Raw genomic sequence first — 16,887 nt, forward strand, 5'->3', positions numbered from 1 at the left:
AACCATGAAAATTCTTTTCATCCAGGCCCTTTCAATGGAGGGCATCGATATCGAGCGGGTTTATCCGATTGGAATCGTCGTTTTAGCCTCCCAGGTTGAACGCTGCACCGATCACAGGCTAGCGCTTTTTGACATGAATATGGCCCTCGATCCCTATGGGGATCTGCGGCAGCAGCTGGATAGCGATAAGCCGGATGTGGTCTGTCTCTCGCTGCGTAACATTGATCCTCTGGGCAATAAAACCTCATCGCTGATTCCCGGCTTTGCCGTAACCCTGGCGGTGATTAAACGCTACGCACCAGAGACCAGAATCTTAGCTGGCGGTACTGGCTTTTCGTTGTTCCCGGAGCGACTGATGCAGGACTACCCGGAAATTGATTTCGGAGTCACTGGTGAGGCCGAGAACATCATCGTCCCGTTACTTAATAACCTTAACAATCCGCCCCGGCTACCCGGGCTTTGCTATCGAGAAAAGGAAGCGGTGATCATTGTCCCACCAGTTGGCGATTATGACATGCGGGACTATGTGATGCCCAACCGCGATCTGCTGGACCCCCGCCCCTACCTCACGGTCAACAAATATGTCGAAAGTATCGGCGTGGAAACCAAACGGGGCTGCTGTTTTTGCTGCGGCTATTGTTCCTACCCGCTGCTGCAGGGCACGAAAATGCGCTGCCGCACGCCCGTAGCGGTGGTTGACGAAATTCAGTTTCTTTATGAAACTTACGGTGTCACCCGAATTCACTTCACCGATTCGGTGGTTAATATTCCTGTTGATCATCTCGATTCGATCTGTGCCGAAATTATCCGGCGGGGTCTCCCGATCAACTGGAGCGGCTTTTTCCGGGAGAACCTGTTAACCGAGGAAAACGTTGCGCTCTATACCCAATCCGGCTGTGAATGTTTTTCACTGTCCCCCGATGGCCTCAGCCAGACTGCACTGGATGCGCTGGATAAAAATATGAAGGTCCAGGATATCCTCGACACCGCTCAGGTTCTGGCGGCCAGCGGCGCGGTTACCGTTTATCACTTTCTGGTCAATACGCCCGGGGATACCGCCGCCACCCAGCAAGAAGCCAAGGAACTTATTGATGCGATTTATAAAATCCATCACGCTTCCAAAACCCTGGGCACGATCGTCCTTAATAATATCCGGATTTTACCGGGCACCAGGGTCGAACAACAGGCGCTGGAGCATGGCGTGATCACCCCTGAAACCGATCTGCTCTACCCGACTTACTATAACCCGGCGCCCTACGACCGGGCTCGGTATGAACTGGAAATCTATCACACTAAAAAAAATATCTTTATGTGGCAGGAGGTCGTCGAGTAGACTCTATCTCGACTCCCTCCTTTTCAAAGGTTATTTTCTTTGTAGTGAAAGGATTGAGTCTCAAAAGCCCCTCACAGAACCGCACGTGCCCAATTAAGGCATACGGCTCTTCAGTAAGCCATTCGCCTAATAAGCACTTTTTAAAAATATCTTCGGATACTCAAGTGGATATATCTTTAGGATTGCCTTGTATTTCTCCCAGGTTAGCCATCCTGATTGGTCTCGTCTCCGTTTGATCTTTCTCAGCATTTCTTTTATATACCAGTAGAACTTCTTGAGACCTATGAAATTTCCATAAATTCCATAGTATCTGTAATGACCATTCAGTTTGACATTCAGCTTCTTTATTGTATCTGGAATACTTTCATGCATGTGTTCCTTAAGCCACTTTTTCGCCGCTTGTTTCTTTTCCTTTAGCTTCTTTTTACTTGTTCGATGAAGAACACAGTATTTGCCCCAGTGAGTTGTTGCATTATAATGGGTAAAACCCAGAAAATCAAAAGATTCTTTCGTCCCTGCATATCTCCCGTATGGCATTATTCTGCTTTTATCATCGGCAACCTCCAGATTAAATTTCTTTAATCTTTCTTTCAGAAGTTTATAGAATTTCTGTGCTTCATTTTCGTATTGAAACATGCATACAAAGTCATCTGCATATCTCACCATGTACATTTCGCCTTTAAAATCCCGGCGCTTGATATGGTCAAACCAAATATCCAGTACATAATGAAGGTAGACATTTGCCATCACTGGCGATATTAGCCCGCCTTGGGCAGTTCCTTTGTCTGTTTCCAGCCGCTTTCCGTCTTCCATTACTCCGCCGATCAGAAATCTTTTGATATATCTCAGAAAATTCTTATCTGCTATGTCATGTGCCAGAAATTTCATCATCCATTCATGGTCGATATTGTCAAAGAACCCTTTAATGTCTGCATCAACCACGTAGTTTACCTTATCCGCCATGATATGCTTGTTTACCTTTTGGATTGCATCATGACAGCTTTTATTTGGTCTGAAACCATATGAAAAATCTTTGAATTTCGGTTCATAAATCGCTTCCAGTATTTCTTTGAATACACCCTGTACCAGTTTGTCCTCAAATGATGGGATCCCTAATCCTCTGAGTTTCCCATTACCTTTTGGTATGTAAGCTCGTCTAACGGGCAATGGTTTGTATGAAAATTTCTTCATTCTTGTCAGCAGATCATCCAGATTGTCTTTGAAGTTTACTCCATACATTTCCTTGGTCATCTGATCGACTCCCACCGCCTTTTTGTTCGGCTGTTTTTGGTACATTTCTGTTAGCGTTTCCTGATTGACATATCTCATCAACGACTGTACTTTCCCATATTTCTTAACGAAATGGGCTATTTCCGCTTTCTCTTTTTCCATAGACCTTTTGCCTCCTGGTGCCTTCTATGTTTTGTCCGCAGAAGCTTCTTACTGTTAGTCCCTTCCCTCCCGTGTCATTACTACTTTCATCGGTACTATGAACTAATCCGACTCCCCAGTGGTCTTCGTTTATACTCACCATTGCTTTGGCCGATACTCCCTACTGCTCTCTGGCAGAACCACCCGGGCCTCCCAGGTATCTCAGATATCACATTGTCAGGTATGCCGTGCTCTCGGATTCCGGTATGTTTTCATAATCTCGCTTTAACGATTATTCCTTCTTGATGACCCTCGAAGGTAAAAGGCCATCCCATACAATCGATTCTATGACGGAACTCTATCACTTCACGCTTTCGCATTACGGCTTTCCTGCTCCCTGTCCTACGCTTAAACCTTATTGTTGGCCTTTAAGGCTCCAAGGACTCGGTACTGGCGGTTTGCTAAACCTTACCAGACTGGATTTCCACCAGCTAAATATCTGACACCGAACTGGCGCACACCTCATGAACGTCATTCTACTCGAGCATCCCCGTTCCATCAGCGCTGATCGCTGTAACGATATCGCCAATGCCCCCCTGTCCGCCTGTCTTAACACCGGCTACATCGGTGGCATGCTGGCTGCCAACAACATTCCAGTAACCATTGTGGACGCTTATCTGGAACAGCTGGATTATCCGGCCATTGAAGCACAAATTGCGGCCCAGCCGCCGACAATTTTAGGGATTCATCTGGTGTATCACTGGAAGGACAATCAGACCCTGTATCAATTTATCGAACACGTCAAACAAAGCTACGGGATTGCCTATGTCTGTGTTTATGGATTTTACCCCACCTTTGCCTATGAGGAAATCTTGAACCGCTGCCCCGCCATTGATGCCGCTCTGTTGGGCGAGACCGAGCTGACTTTTTTAAAACTTGTTGAAGAATTTCCGACCGTCCCTGATGCGGGAATTGCCAAGCGCACTGATAACAGCATTGTCGCCACCCGAGGCGAGGTGGTTATCGATATCGATGCCTTACCCTTTCCCCTGCGCAGCAAGGGTTCCTATTCGTTTGGTGAGGTCAATATCTCCGGTAGTCGCGGCTGTTACGGCGGCTGTACATTCTGTTACATCAACCCCTACTATGGTGATATTAAAAGGAAATGGCGGGGACGAAGCCCGGAAAATATCATTGCCGAAATTGATGCAGTGATGAAAGAAACGGATATCCGCTACTTTTACTTTATGGATCCCAACTTTTACGGCCCCGGTCATGCCGGTAAAGAGCGGGTCCTGAAACTGGCCCGTCTCTTAAAAGAACGCCAGATCCACTTTGGCATTGAAGCCCGAGCCGACGATATCGAAGAGGAAACCATCGAATCTTTGGTGGACGCCGGTCTTAAGCACATCCTCATCGGATTAGAAAGTGGTCGGGATGAAGCTCTTAAACGACTTAATAAGCTGACCACAGTGGCCGATAATGAAAACGCCCTGCGGATTCTCAGGAAATACGGGATCGAACCCAGCGTCGGTTTTATTATGTTTGAGCCTGATTCGACCCTGGAAGATCTGAAAGTCAATTACGACTTTTTAAAACGCAATGCCCTTTTAGATAAACTGGAGATCAGTGTCAATGTGCTCTATCATCATATGATTATCCTGCAGGGCAGCTCTTCCTATCAAACCCTGCAAAAACAAGGTCGACTGAACATTTCCAAACATTCCACCTATGAGGCAGATACCGATTATCAAAACCCCCAGGTCGCAATGCTGGCCGGGATGATGCGGGACATGACCAATCATATCTTTTCTTATATGAAGGATACCTGGGAATTGAGCGTTAAGAAAGACCCGGTGATCCTCGAAAAATACCGACTGGTCAATCAACTGCTGATCCAAACCTTTGACGATTATCTTTGCCTGCTGAAGCATCAACAAATCAGCACTGATCAGCGCAACACCTATGTGGACACCTTTATTGGTACGGTTGACGGTATTATGGCCTGACATGAAAATACGCCTGACAGCTTTTAGTCTGTCAGACGTATTTTTCTTATTTTTGTACAAGGTTATTTTTCTTCAGCATCAACAATCTCATGTTTGACTGCAACAATTTCGATCACATGCCGTTCGTCCGCCTGGGTGATGGTAAAGCCCAAATTTTCAAACTCAAAACTTTCACCAACCTCCGGAACCCGATCGAGAAATTCAACAATCCAACCCCCAACGGTAATCACATCAAAATCGTCATCCATATCAAACAGATCGAACATTTTTCCCAGATTGGCTTTACCTAGAATCCGGTACTCATGATCTGAAATTTTTACAAATTCATCAATGACCTCATCGTGTTCGTCCCAGATTTCCCCCACCAGTTCCTCAATGACATCTTCCAGGGTAACAATCCCAGCGGTTCCGCCGTATTCATCGGACACCACTGCAATATGGCATTTTTTCTGTTGAAGCAGGGTTAATAGCTTGGAAATCTTCATGTTTGGGGTAATAAAAACCACCGGATTGATAATTTCCTCCAAACTGCTTTTGCCATTGGCTACGTAATGGGTAAAGTCTTTATAACTGATAAAACCGATTATCTGATCAATGGTGCCCTGATAAACCGGCAACCGGGAGAAGCCGGTATCAAAAAAGATTTTGGCAATATCTTCCTTGGGGTTATCCATATCAATCGCTACGACATCGACCCGATGGGTCAGGATGTCATCCACATCCAGGTCATTAAATTCGATGGCACTACGGATCAGTTCCCCATCCTGGAGATCGATGCCACCATCATTTTCAGCTTCCTCGACAATTGTCAGCAGTTCTTCTTCAGTCATACTGCGTTCACTGCTGACCTTAAACAATCGATCCAGCATCCTCTTCCACTGTGAAAAAAGAAAATTGACCGGTGTTAAAAGAAACATCAGCAATCGGATAAAGGGGACTGAAAACATTGCAAATTTTTCCGGTGAATCTTTGGCCAGACTTTTGGGCGAAATTTCGCCGAAAATCAGCACCAGCACCGTCATCACTGCAGTAGAAATGGTTACGCCAGCATTGCCAAAATACTGAACAAACACCACTGTGGCAATCGAAGCCGAGGCGATATTAACGATGTTATTACCAATCAGAATCGTTGACAATAACGCATCATAGCGATCAGAAAGCGCCAGTACTTGTGCTGCGCGCTTATTACCATCCTTTGCCAGATTCTTAATGCGAATACGATTAAGGGATGTAAATGCCGTTTCTGTCGCCGAAAAATATGCCGACATCAGCAACATCACCCCCAGAACAATTATAAATCCTATCATACTACTATCCATTGACTAAGATTCCTCCCAGTAAACAGATCCATCAGCCATCACTATCAATGGTCTGGTCAATTGAGTTGTTGTTTTCGTTTTTGTTTTCGTTTTTGTTTTCGTTTTTGTCTCATATAACGGTACGTCGTCCAATTCTATTCCTCTTTCAAATATTATTTGTCACTATAATATCATATTTTTAGTTACAATTCCATAATATCTGCAAAATTTTACCTGATTGGCTGATCTTTAATTTTTTTTAATTTTTCATAATGATTAAGAATTATCATAAATAAAAGATTGTCATCACTGCCACATTTGATCGGAAATCCCAGACACTCCTCCATTTTCTTTTTTCTAAAAATAACCGTATTTTTATGGATAAACAAATCCTCAGCCACTAAATCAAAATGAAAGTGATGTTCAATTATTTTGCGCATGGTCAACATCGCTTCATCCGTACCTTTTCCGAAATATTTCTGTATTTTTTTTATATATGGTTCCACCGCCAACGCATACGTTTCCTTGTCCAATTGATTATAGAGCCGCCAGAAATAGTGCTGATGTGAAAAATAAACATGTTGATCTCTTTTATAAACACCACTGCGATACATTCCATAGGCATCGGCATACGATTTCACGTAACCCTCAATCCCCAGGTAGTAGCTACCTACAAAACACTGCATATTTTTGACATCTTCACTATTGATTGAATCATCCAAATATCTTTTGATCGTTTTTTCGATTTCCCATGGTTCGGTTTTTTTAAGGCATTTAAACACTAAAATAAAACCACCGGACATCACTGATGAGATGTCATTTTTTAAATGGCTGTCTGACTGCTTGATCTGGTTAAGGATATTTTCAAGCATACTTTCTTCCGAATTTTGATAATCCGCAGTAAAACTCAGAATGACCGCCACCCGATTGCTTTCCATATTATAACCGATGCGCTCGCCCCAATCCGTTATTTCTTCTTCACTGATGGTTCGCTGCTCGCTGATTAAGGTATTTAAAAATATTTCCTTGTCGTTACGGTGAGTATAGAAGCGGTTCATCGTTTCCTGCTGTTCAATGATCAGTTCGGCGGTCATTTTCACCAGTTTGCCAATGTTGCGTACCTCATCCGGATCGCCGGTTATTCCCACTACCCCGATGACATCACCAGCTTTATCCACAATCGGCATATTGATCCCTGGCTTTACACCCTGAAGTTTTTTGGCCTCCTCTTCGGTGACTTCACAAGTAACGGAATGACGGATGGCAAACATCGCAGTTTCGTGAAAGGTGCCCAGTCGCTCCGGTAAACCGCTCCCAATAATAATGGCATTCTTATTCATAACATTGCTGTTATAACCCAAGGTGTTCATCACCTCATCGGCTATTTTTTGCGCTATTTTTTTATCCAGCATCTATCCACTCCTTTTTTTCTGACTTGAATTTTGTGGGATCATACAGATAATCGCCAGAAAACGAAAAAGGTCGCAAATGCGTTGCTCCAATAATTCAGCCGCATTTTCCATGTGCCATGCCAGCCCCCGATCATTGCTAAAGAGAGCAAAAGCCGCCACCACGCCACACTGATAGATGGTTTCATAGCCCACATCCAAGGCGCCGGAGATCACCACAACTGGGATATTCTGGATTTTTCCGTGTTTTCCGACCCCAGAAATTACCTTGCCCATCACACTCTGCGCATCGGTTTTCCCTTCACCGGTAATAATCATATCTGCCCCGCAAATTGCAGAATCAAAACCAATTTCATCCAATACAATCTCGAGACCAGATTTTAGCTGCGCATTGAAGAAAGCCACCAAAGGTAAGGCCATCCCACCGGCCGCACCGATCCCTTTTAATTGGATCAGCTTCATCCCCGTTTTCATCTCCAGCAACTGACCAAAAGCTTCGAGTCCCCGATCCAGAAAAGTCACCATATCCGGGTTGGCACCTTTTTGGGGTCCATAAACTGCTGCTGCTCCCAGATGGCCGCAAAGGACATTTTCTACATCGCAGGCAACGGTAATCTCCACTCCCTTTAATAAGATCTCGGCCTTACTGGTATCGACTGTTTTCACCCGACATAAATTTTCACCAATTGGTTCTAGCCGTTCCATCTCCTGATCATAAAAACATACCCCCAGAGCATTGGCAACGCCCAATCCGCCGTCGTTAGTGGCACTGCCCCCTAAACCCAGAATGATCTTGCGACAGCCCCGCTTAATGGCATCGGCAATCATTTCTCCGGTGCCATAGGTACTTGTTTTCAACGGATTACGCTCGTCATCAGTAAGTAGTGGCAAACCAGAAGCGGCCGACATTTCAATTACTGCCACCCCGCCGCGGAGAATTCCGTAGGCCGCGGTTATTTCTCTGGCTAAGGGGTCTTTTGCTTTTATTGTGATCCTTTCACCGGATTGGTGCCTGACCAGTACCTCCACCAGCCCCTCTCCCCCATCAGAAATGGGTATCTTCACAATCTCAGCGGTTGGCATAATTTTTAGAATCGCACCTTCGACAATGTCACAAACTGCAGTAGCTGATAAAGATCCTTTGAAGGAGTCCGGAGCAATCACGATTTTCATTTGGGTTCTCCTTTCAATTCGTTTTCTTGAGTCTTAAAAATAATAGCATGGGTAAAGCAACAACCCATGCTATTGTTGACACTATTTTTTTAGGCTTTGATAAAATTGGCAACGACTTGATTGAATTTTTCGGCTTCTTCCCAGAAAAGCATATGACCGGAATCTTCAAAAAACACCAGTTGTGCTTCGGGAATCTGCTCAGCAACATAGCCACTGCCCTGCCAGTCAAAGACTGCACTGTGTCGGGCTACACACACCAGAGTGGGGAGATTGATCAATGGCAACAAATCCCGCCAGTCTAAGTTGGTATGATCCCGCATAATCTCAATTCGCACCTTCGGTGGGCATTTTGATATTTCGTCGGCTATAAATTTTACTTCTTCTGGTGTCGGTTGATGGTAGAGACAGCCAAAAGCCAAGCCTTCTGCACTTTCGCGCGGTGCATATTCGATGGCACAGCAGGTTCGGATAAACATTTCTACATCATAACAACCATTCTGTCCCCAAAGCCAATCTGGCCCGGTATACTGAAGTGGTGCCTGGTCAACACAAATCAGTTTGCTCACCCGATGGTTACCAAATAATTCCAGATAGCTCCACAGAACAGCAACCCCCATGGACCACCCCAACACGGTGACATCCTTTACATCGAGTTGATCCAGCAATTCCTTGACATCCATGGCATAGCGGGAGATCCGGTGACTGTGTAAGACCTTTTCCGATTCGCCATGTCCCCGGAAATCCAGTAAAATAACCTGAAAATCTTTGGCCAGAACATCGCTGTTCTTTTTAAAAAACTGGGTTGTACACGTCCATCCGGGAATCATCAGTAAGGGGCTTCCTGTACCCTTTACCTCATAATACAATTCAACATGATCATTGGTAAAAAAAGTTGCCATAGCTTTCCTCCTATAATTGATAAATACCTTGCCCGCTACGCCAGTTTGTTAAACCTTGTTGATTTACGCCATTTCAGAAAATATCGGCTCAACCAAGATCGAGCTACGAAGATTCCCGCTTGATGCGCTTAGCAAAATACTATTGATTATAATTATACCCAATCTCTAACAGTTATCAATGGTATTAAAGCCAACTAATTACCTATCCATTGGACAATTATACAATTATTAATTTTTTAATCGAATATAGTGTCATCTTCTTAAGCCTCTGGCCGATTAGCAATCAGTAAGCAATGATCAGCTGAATGATGCTTACTAAAAAAAACAACCAGTCTTTAGCACTGATTGTCTTTTTAATATATTTCTTATTTATTTTCTAATTTCCAGCATTTTAACTTTTAAATCATTTTCCAGTTTTTCCAGCTCAGCTTCCACTTCTTTTCGTTTCTGGCGTCCCTCAGTCTGGATACGTAACACCTCGTCAAAGGTTGAAATCAACGACTCGTTGGAAATACGCAGGGTTTCGATATCAACAATGCCCCGTTCCGATTCTTTGGCAGTGGCAATGGATTCCATCTTTAAAGTTTCCGCATTCTTTCTCAATAATTCATTGGTCATATTGGTGACTTCCCGCTGGGCTTTAGCTGCCTGGCCGGAATGGACCACCCCCAGGGCCAGCACCATCTGGCTTTTCCAGAGTGGAATGGTGTTCACAATGGACGATTGAATTTTTTCAGCCATCAGGGTATCATTATGCTGTACCAGTCGGATCTGCGGAGCCATTTGAATCGAGATCATCCGCGTCAGTTCCAGATCATGAATTTTTTTCTCAAAGCGGTTGCACATCGCTGACAAATCATTCACCGCCTGTGCATCTTCCGGCAGTCCGCTGATCTGAGACCGCTTAATCAGCTCCGGTAATTCTTTGGTTTCGACTTCCTGAAGTTTCTTTTTCCCGGCCAAAATATACATTGATAACTCTTTGAAATAGGTTTTGTTGACATCATAAAGCTTATCCAGCATCGCCACGTCTTTTAACAGTTGCACCTGATGTTTTTCGAGGGCTTCACAGATCCGGTTAACGTTACTTTCAGCGGAGGCATACCGGGTCTGCATGGAGCTGAGCTTATTGCTGCTTTTTTTGAAAAAGCCTAAAAAGCCTTTGTCTTCCTCCTCGATATCAAAGTTTCGTAATTCCATGACCATATCGCCGAGCATTTTGCCCACTTCACCCATGTCTTTGGTGCGGACATTATTCAGGGCCGTTTCGGAGAAATCAGCGATTTTTTTCTGGGCCCCAACCCCAAACTGCATCACTAGACTGGAATTGGTGAGGTCGATTTTACTGGCAAAATCGTCGACCATTTTTCGCTCTTCCGGGGTCAGTCGGCTTTCGTCAAATACTTCCCGTTCCCCCTTTAGTTCCTGATCGATATTGGTCGTTACGGCTTTTTCTTCCTCAAATGGGTCAAAGGTCAGGGTCGGGGTTACCTGGGAATAATCGTTCATACTATCTTCCATTGCAATACTCCTCGTTATAATTTTGGGTTAGTCATCTTTAATAGTTACTTTATCGAAACTCATCATTTCTTAACTGATGCGATTATTTTTTGAATTCTCTGTTTGTCAGCCCTTCCTGGGCCAGCATGGTGTTGAGTACCGAGATATCAGTAGAGACATCCATGGCGGTATCCTCATAAAAACTGTCGAGCAGGTTTTCAAAGGCATGACTGATGGTATCCAGGGTATCTTCGATTTCTTTTTTGGTGGCCTGAATATTGGCCCCTTGAATCGGTTCCGCATCCAGATCTCGATAAACCGAAACCAGCTTTAGGGTAGTTGGCAGATAATAGCCCATAAACTTGCGAATTTCCGGCAAACCATCGGGGTTTTCTTCTATAAATTCAAAAATCTTGGTGATCACTTTTTCCAACCGATCCAGTTTCTGAGAAATGATTTCGCCTTCAATGGCTATATTTGCCTCATTGATCTGCCGGATGGTATCCTGCCCCTCGGCAATTACCTCGTGAACCGCCTTCATTTCCGGATTTTCCGTTTCCAGTTTTCTTTTCTGATCCAGCGCTACCTGTTCCATGCGCGCTTTTTCTTCCTGAAGTTTTTTTCCTTCTTTAAGCTTTAAATGGTTCTGATAGGCTTCATCGCTGATCAGCAGATATTCTTCATTTTCATCAAATCGTCCCTGGGGAAACATTCCCAGACTGATCATTTTGCGCAGATCCTTGACCACATATTTCTTACTGCGACCAATCGGATCAGACAAATCACTGATCTTACAGAATTCGCGACCTCTGAGGCGGCTGGCATACTGGCGAAAGCGCTTCACCCGCCCCCGCAGGTTTGAGCCCTTGGCCGACATCAGCGCACTGACCGTAAAAATTGGCAACAAAATACCAGCACTGATTCCCAGAAGCGGCATACTGGTAAAGGTAAAGCCAAATACTGATGAAAATATCAGTAGCAATAACAGTGACACCCCAATGCCGATATTTCCAAAGACCATCAGTAACATGCCGGAAACCCGACCGTGCGGTGATTTTGAAATCAAATTATTGGGCTGTTTTTTAACCGGACTGTAGGCATTCTGAACAGCGTTTCTGGCAACCATTTCCGGTGGCTGCGGCTTGTTTATTTTTTCCCGGGTTCTTCTGCCATTAGCTGCCTGCCGTTTGGCTTTCTGATTATTTTCCCGCTGCTGACGTTGCTGCTCCTGCCAATACTCACCACTGCGTTTGACCTCATCCATGGCCCGGGCGACAGTTGCAGTAATGTTTTTATTCAGTTCTTTGAACTCCTCTGAATTCAAGGCATCCTGAACAATATCTTTAATATCATTACCAATATTCGAATAATCTTTTTTTGCCATCCTTGACCTCCCAAACATTGCATTAATTATATCGTATAAAATTTAAAAATTCAATTAAGAAACCATTTCCCGGTGCTATTCTTTAGTAAATTCGTAATCTTTTTGGTCCCTTGCTCTGAAATCTAAAAAAAGCCTGACGACATCAAGCTTTTACTTTCCCGGAATCATCCATTTATCGAATCCGGGGTTTTTGCATACACAGGGGCAGCTCCAGATGACATTGGGATAAGAGCGCCTCATCCAGCAAGATGTCTTTGACACGGCCATCGGCAAACACACTGCCATGGTGTAAGATAATCACCCGGTCACAAATATCCAGGGCCATATCCAGATCATGGGTGGCAATAATTTTTGTCATCTTCAGAGAGTCCAGGGTATTAATAACGTTTCGTCTGGCCTGGGGATCGAGAAACGAGGTCGGTTCGTCAAATAAAATCACCCGGGGATCCATAGCCAGCACAGAGGCAATGGCAATGACCCGTTTTTCACCGCCAGATAAGCGATGAGGCATCCGATCCCGGAGGTGGATGATGCCCAGTTGTTCCATGGCATTGACCACCCGCTCTTCGACCACATGCTCATCCAGTAATTCATTGCGTGGGCCAAAGGCAATGTCATCATAAACCTTGGTCATAAACAGTTGATCATCAGGATTTTGAAAAACCATCCCAACCCGGCGACGAATATCCTTCAGGGTCTTTTTTCCAACGGCGAGTTCATCAACCATTATTGATCCCTCTTTAATCTCGGAAACACCGACAATCAGTTTGAACAAGCTGGATTTACCAGCACCGTTGGCTCCCACCAAGGCGATGCTCTCACCCTCTTCAATTGTAAGATTAATATCCCGGATCGCCTGATGACCATCGGGATAGGCATAGTTTAATTTATCAATTTTCAGCATTGGAACTCCTCATTATAAAAAACTGCCGATAAACAGGCTCAAATCAAAAAATCGCATTAAACACAAAATCCCCGAAGCTAAAACCAGAAACAGCCAATCGCCCTTTTGAATCGGGCTGGGTTTGGCATACAGATAATTGCCATCGTAGCCTCGACATTTCATGGCAACATAGATGCTCTCGGCCCGATCAAAACTCTTTAGCAACAATTGCCCGACAAAGACACCCATGTCCTTCATTTTAATCCCCTTGGCAGCCGGAGCTCGTAAAATATAGGCCGTATACATGTTGGAAACTTGTTCCAGCAACACCGATATATAACGGTAGGTCAGCATGATCTGCTCCACAATAATTTTGGGCACCTTAATGGATAAGAGTTGATAGGATATTTTAGGTAGTGAGGTCGTGGCAATCAGGATCATCACCGCCATGACCGTAAAAATCGTTTTAACCATAATCGAAATAAAGGAGAGGACCCCGTAACTGATTGGCATCGGCCCAATCATCAGAGCCAGTTGCTGATTAAAAATGATGTTGGATAAACCTGCAAAAAAAGAAAAGGGCAGTGCTACTAAAAGCCGTTTCAGCAAGGGTTTATAGGGAATTTCAGCCAGTGCCATTAAAATCACCGGATAGAATGCAAAAACCATCAGTCCAGTAATATTATAGGGGTTAAATGAAATCACCAGCACCAGATAAAGCATCGTAGTGATCAGTTTGACCATTGGATGGAGGCGATGAATGATGGTGTTGCCATCGGCCATTTCTTCAAGGGAACTGATTGTATTCATGGAATCGGTAATTGTTGACATTGGGACTACCTTTCACTTAAATATTAAATAACCTCTGTTACTAAACAGAGGTTATTAAGCAAACTATTGTTAATATTACCATATAAAGATTTTCATTTCAATTAGTATTAAAACAACTATACTGTTTTTTCTTTTCGGCGTTTGACAGCGTAAATCAGATAACCCGTTCCACCTGCCAAGATCAGGGTAATCCCAGCGCCAATTATGCCAGAAACACTGGTACCAGCGGCTGAGCCTTCACCATCCGTTGATTTAAATCCATAATCCGGCAAGAAAGCCGTGCTTTCCTGAATCCCAGCAGCACTGTCATAGGCATTGCCCGAGGCTTCCAGCTCGGCGGTACCCGCTACATTTTCCATTGACCATTCCAAACCATCCGGATTGGATGATGCCAACAGCGACAAACCGCCACCAACAACAACGGCAAACACCAGCAAAACGCCCAGTACTTTTTGAATTGACAAATTTTTGGGCAATTTTTTATTATCCATGGACGATTCCAGCAGTTCTGGTCTCATCTTGTAGATGAAGACTAAAATTCCGCCGGTAACAATCCCTTCAACCAGACCAATCGCCAGATGAATTGGAATCATCATCCCCATGAAGGTTGCCATCGGCAATTCAGTAATGCCAGAAGCCAGAGTCTGGATCACCACCGAAATAGCTCCCAGGGTTAAGGCTAAAATAACCGATACCACCGATGCCACCGATATCCGAGTTGGTGTCAGCCCTTTTTTTACGATCGGTTTAAAGACAAAGGGGTAAACCAGTAAACAGGCATAGAAACCAAGATTCCAGATATTTGCCCCCAAGGCCAACAGTCCTCCATCAGCAAAGAATAAAGCCTGAATAAGTAATACTGCCGTCAGGGTCAAAAAGGCCGGAAAAGGCCCCAATAAGGCTGCCAGCAAAATCCCCCCACCAATGTGTCCACTGGAACCAGTTCCCGGAATGGTGAAATTAATCATCTGTCCGGCAAAAATTACGGCCCCCATAACCCCCATTAACGGGATCTTCTTTTCATCTAAATCGTCTTTACATTTATACGCCGAATAGGCGATTGCTCCGGCGCTCGCCGCAAGCATGATTCCTCCGACTGCCGGAGAAACTAAAGCATCTGCCATGTGCATAATAAAACCTCCTCAAAATTTAACTTAACACAAAAAACACGAAGAACATCTCCCAAGTTTCAACTCTGGAAATACCTTCATGGCATCATTTTCGTATCTTAAAATTGATTCGTATTCTGCACTTCAATGCTTTAAATACTATCTAAATTATAAACCACTTGTCTATACATGTCAAGTAAAAATAGCTGGAGTCTGTTGTTTTACTGACAGACTCCATTATTTATTCAGAGACTACCGTCTTCGCTTCGGTGACTGACCAGAAGATCTGCTCCCGGAAGAATTTTGTTTTCCCTTGATTTTGATTTTTTTATATTTAATATTGTTTTTGCGCATAAACTGAACAAACATAATTCGCATTATCGCCAGCAGCATCAAGATCACAATGATGGTTACATACCAGTAAAGGATCGGATAATCAGTCCAGTTACGGGCCTTCATATCATTCACCGCATATACCGGGGTAGCCTCTACAAAGGTTTCGCCATTATAAACCTGTAATTCCCCAATCTGTTCTCCCGCTTTCACATCGGCTTCGAGGTTTGCCAGGGTTTCGTCACCAATGACTTTGGTTTCATCCCATTTCACCTTGGACGTGTAGCTATCCTGATTGGCCTGAGGAACCGCCGTAATCAGCGGGTCGTTGGTCTTGTACTTTAGCTTATTGCCATCAAAGACATGATAATTAACCACCTGAACGACCCGTTCTTCATCTTCCGGATCGGACCATTCCAACAACTCATATTCTTTGACTACAGCATTAATGGTATCGCTGGCTTCTTTAAAAAGCACCGTCTCATCCGCATATAAAATAATGCCGATCATATTCTTATCATTGCCTTCACCCTCAAAAACCAGGCATTTATTTGCTTCTTCGGTGAAACCCGTTTTTCCGCTGGTGGCATAGCCATTAAAGACCGGATTCGTTCCCGAGAGATTATTAGCCACCCGATATTCCTCGGACAGTTCATTGAAGTTGGAATATAATAAAAGGTTGGAGTTATTCCACTTGTGCTTCGTCTTATTGGTCTGAACCTCATGAACCTTGGCCCGGGTGATCGCTTTGATGGTGGTCTCATCAAAGGCCGCTTTAGCAAGGATCAGCATATCTGCCGGGGTGGTATAGTGATTGCTGCTATGGAGTCCATGGGGGTTAGTGAAATTGCTGCCGGTCATCCCCATATCCTTAGCTTTTTTATTCATCGCTGCCACAAAAGTTTCATAGGCTTTATCCGAACTGATCGAGCTGTCGCCAGCAATTTTTCGGCCAATGTTCACCGCAATAGTTTCCGCTGCATCGTTTCCTGACGGCAACAACAGGGCATAGAGCAATTCGTTGAGTGATAACACCTCTTCGGCTTCAAGACCAGCCGTGCTGCTGTCGGCATCCAGACTTGCAATTTCATCGCCCACCGTAAAATTCTCATTGAGATCACCGTGTTCGATGGCTACCAGTGCCGTCATCAATTTGGTGGTACTGGCCGGATAGAATTTTTCATTCTGCTTTTGGGCAAAAAGAACATCACCGCTATTCACTTCATAAATGATCACACCTTCATCAGCACCATAGGCTGGCAAGCTCGCCGCCAACACTCCAGACGTGCCAAAGACCAGGCTAAGTATCAACAATAGTCCTATTTTTCTTTTCATTTCCCCTCTCCCCTCAGAGC

13 protein-coding genes are annotated in these 16,887 nt (G+C 44.4%); 2 read left to right on the forward strand and 11 right to left on the reverse strand.

Annotation, left to right across the window (positions count from 1 at the left end):
* The first annotated feature begins 4 nt into the window (after window positions 1–4).
* Entirely contained in the window at window positions 5–1,333 is a 1,329-nt protein-coding gene (bzaD, locus tag B3F51_RS12005; RefSeq protein WP_286947305.1) for a B12 lower ligand biosynthesis radical SAM protein BzaD, read from the forward strand.
* A gap of 126 nt (window positions 1,334–1,459) precedes the next feature.
* Here the strand turns inward: bzaD and ltrA are convergent, their stop codons facing one another.
* Window positions 1,460–2,725, reverse strand: a complete 1,266-nt coding sequence (ltrA, locus tag B3F51_RS12010; RefSeq protein ID WP_148636887.1) for a group II intron reverse transcriptase/maturase — start codon at window positions 2,723–2,725, stop codon at window positions 1,460–1,462.
* 503 nt (window positions 2,726–3,228) lie between these two features.
* Between ltrA and B3F51_RS12015 the strand changes: the two genes are divergently transcribed.
* Complete coding sequence (locus B3F51_RS12015) at window positions 3,229–4,713, forward strand: B12-binding domain-containing radical SAM protein (RefSeq protein ID WP_286947306.1); 1,485 nt, start codon at window positions 3,229–3,231, stop codon at window positions 4,711–4,713.
* A 62-nt stretch (window positions 4,714–4,775) separates the two neighbouring features.
* On the opposite strand, the gene B3F51_RS12020 is transcribed toward B3F51_RS12015, so the two are convergent.
* The 10 genes from B3F51_RS12020 to B3F51_RS12065 all read right to left on the reverse strand — a co-directional run bounded on the left by B3F51_RS12020 (window position 4,776) and on the right by B3F51_RS12065 (window position 16,867).
* The gene (locus B3F51_RS12020; protein WP_286947308.1) at window positions 4,776–6,032 is read right to left on the reverse strand and encodes an HlyC/CorC family transporter; all 1,257 of its coding nucleotides are present in this window, start codon (window positions 6,030–6,032) and stop codon (window positions 4,776–4,778) included.
* 209 nt (window positions 6,033–6,241) lie between these two features.
* Window positions 6,242–7,423: a CdaR family transcriptional regulator gene (locus B3F51_RS12025; protein WP_286947310.1), complete on the reverse strand. Its 1,182-nt coding sequence runs from the start codon at window positions 7,421–7,423 to the stop codon at window positions 6,242–6,244.
* The gene (locus B3F51_RS12030; protein WP_286947311.1) at window positions 7,424–8,593 is read right to left on the reverse strand and encodes a glycerate kinase; all 1,170 of its coding nucleotides are present in this window, start codon (window positions 8,591–8,593) and stop codon (window positions 7,424–7,426) included.
* A gap of 89 nt (window positions 8,594–8,682) precedes the next feature.
* Window positions 8,683–9,492, reverse strand: a complete 810-nt coding sequence (locus B3F51_RS12035; RefSeq protein WP_286947312.1) for an alpha/beta fold hydrolase — start codon at window positions 9,490–9,492, stop codon at window positions 8,683–8,685.
* Between the two features lie 369 nt (window positions 9,493–9,861).
* Window positions 9,862–11,013 (reverse strand): toxic anion resistance protein, encoded by a 1,152-nt coding sequence (locus B3F51_RS12040; protein WP_148636275.1) that lies wholly within the window; start codon window positions 11,011–11,013, stop codon window positions 9,862–9,864.
* A gap of 82 nt (window positions 11,014–11,095) precedes the next feature.
* On the reverse strand, window positions 11,096–12,376 hold the full coding sequence (locus B3F51_RS12045; RefSeq protein ID WP_187389143.1) for a 5-bromo-4-chloroindolyl phosphate hydrolysis family protein: 1,281 nt from the start codon (window positions 12,374–12,376) through the stop codon (window positions 11,096–11,098).
* Between the two features lie 172 nt (window positions 12,377–12,548).
* The gene (locus B3F51_RS12050; RefSeq protein WP_070372756.1) at window positions 12,549–13,280 is read right to left on the reverse strand and encodes an energy-coupling factor ABC transporter ATP-binding protein; all 732 of its coding nucleotides are present in this window, start codon (window positions 13,278–13,280) and stop codon (window positions 12,549–12,551) included.
* 12 nt (window positions 13,281–13,292) lie between these two features.
* Complete coding sequence (cbiQ, locus tag B3F51_RS12055; protein WP_070372757.1) at window positions 13,293–14,090, reverse strand: cobalt ECF transporter T component CbiQ; 798 nt, start codon at window positions 14,088–14,090, stop codon at window positions 13,293–13,295.
* Window positions 14,091–14,206: 116 nt separating this feature from the next.
* On the reverse strand, window positions 14,207–15,220 hold the full coding sequence (locus B3F51_RS12060; protein WP_286947314.1) for an energy-coupling factor ABC transporter permease: 1,014 nt from the start codon (window positions 15,218–15,220) through the stop codon (window positions 14,207–14,209).
* Between the two features lie 231 nt (window positions 15,221–15,451).
* Entirely contained in the window at window positions 15,452–16,867 is a 1,416-nt protein-coding gene (locus B3F51_RS12065; protein WP_286947316.1) for a D-alanyl-D-alanine carboxypeptidase family protein, read from the reverse strand.
* Window positions 16,868–16,887 lie beyond the last annotated feature (20 nt).

Origin of the sequence: Acetobacterium sp. UBA5834 (genome assembly GCF_002435675.1) — a bacterium.
Lineage (GTDB): Bacteria > Bacillota > Clostridia > Eubacteriales > Eubacteriaceae > Acetobacterium > Acetobacterium wieringae.

Coding starts and splice junctions, on each gene's coding strand:
- bzaD (WP_286947305.1), top strand. CDS start 5: ATGAAAATTCTTTTCATCCAGGCCCTTTCAATGGAGGGCATCGATATC.
- ltrA (WP_148636887.1), bottom strand. CDS start 2,725: ATGGAAAAAGAGAAAGCGGAAATAGCCCATTTCGTTAAGAAATATGGG.
- B3F51_RS12015 (WP_286947306.1), top strand. CDS start 3,229: ATGAACGTCATTCTACTCGAGCATCCCCGTTCCATCAGCGCTGATCGC.
- B3F51_RS12020 (WP_286947308.1), bottom strand. CDS start 6,032: ATGGATAGTAGTATGATAGGATTTATAATTGTTCTGGGGGTGATGTTG.
- B3F51_RS12025 (WP_286947310.1), bottom strand. CDS start 7,423: ATGCTGGATAAAAAAATAGCGCAAAAAATAGCCGATGAGGTGATGAAC.
- B3F51_RS12030 (WP_286947311.1), bottom strand. CDS start 8,593: ATGAAAATCGTGATTGCTCCGGACTCCTTCAAAGGATCTTTATCAGCT.
- B3F51_RS12035 (WP_286947312.1), bottom strand. CDS start 9,492: ATGGCAACTTTTTTTACCAATGATCATGTTGAATTGTATTATGAGGTA.
- B3F51_RS12040 (WP_148636275.1), bottom strand. CDS start 11,013: ATGGAAGATAGTATGAACGATTATTCCCAGGTAACCCCGACCCTGACC.
- B3F51_RS12045 (WP_187389143.1), bottom strand. CDS start 12,376: ATGGCAAAAAAAGATTATTCGAATATTGGTAATGATATTAAAGATATT.
- B3F51_RS12050 (WP_070372756.1), bottom strand. CDS start 13,280: ATGCTGAAAATTGATAAATTAAACTATGCCTATCCCGATGGTCATCAG.
- cbiQ (WP_070372757.1), bottom strand. CDS start 14,090: ATGTCAACAATTACCGATTCCATGAATACAATCAGTTCCCTTGAAGAA.
- B3F51_RS12060 (WP_286947314.1), bottom strand. CDS start 15,220: ATGCACATGGCAGATGCTTTAGTTTCTCCGGCAGTCGGAGGAATCATG.
- B3F51_RS12065 (WP_286947316.1), bottom strand. CDS start 16,867: ATGAAAAGAAAAATAGGACTATTGTTGATACTTAGCCTGGTCTTTGGC.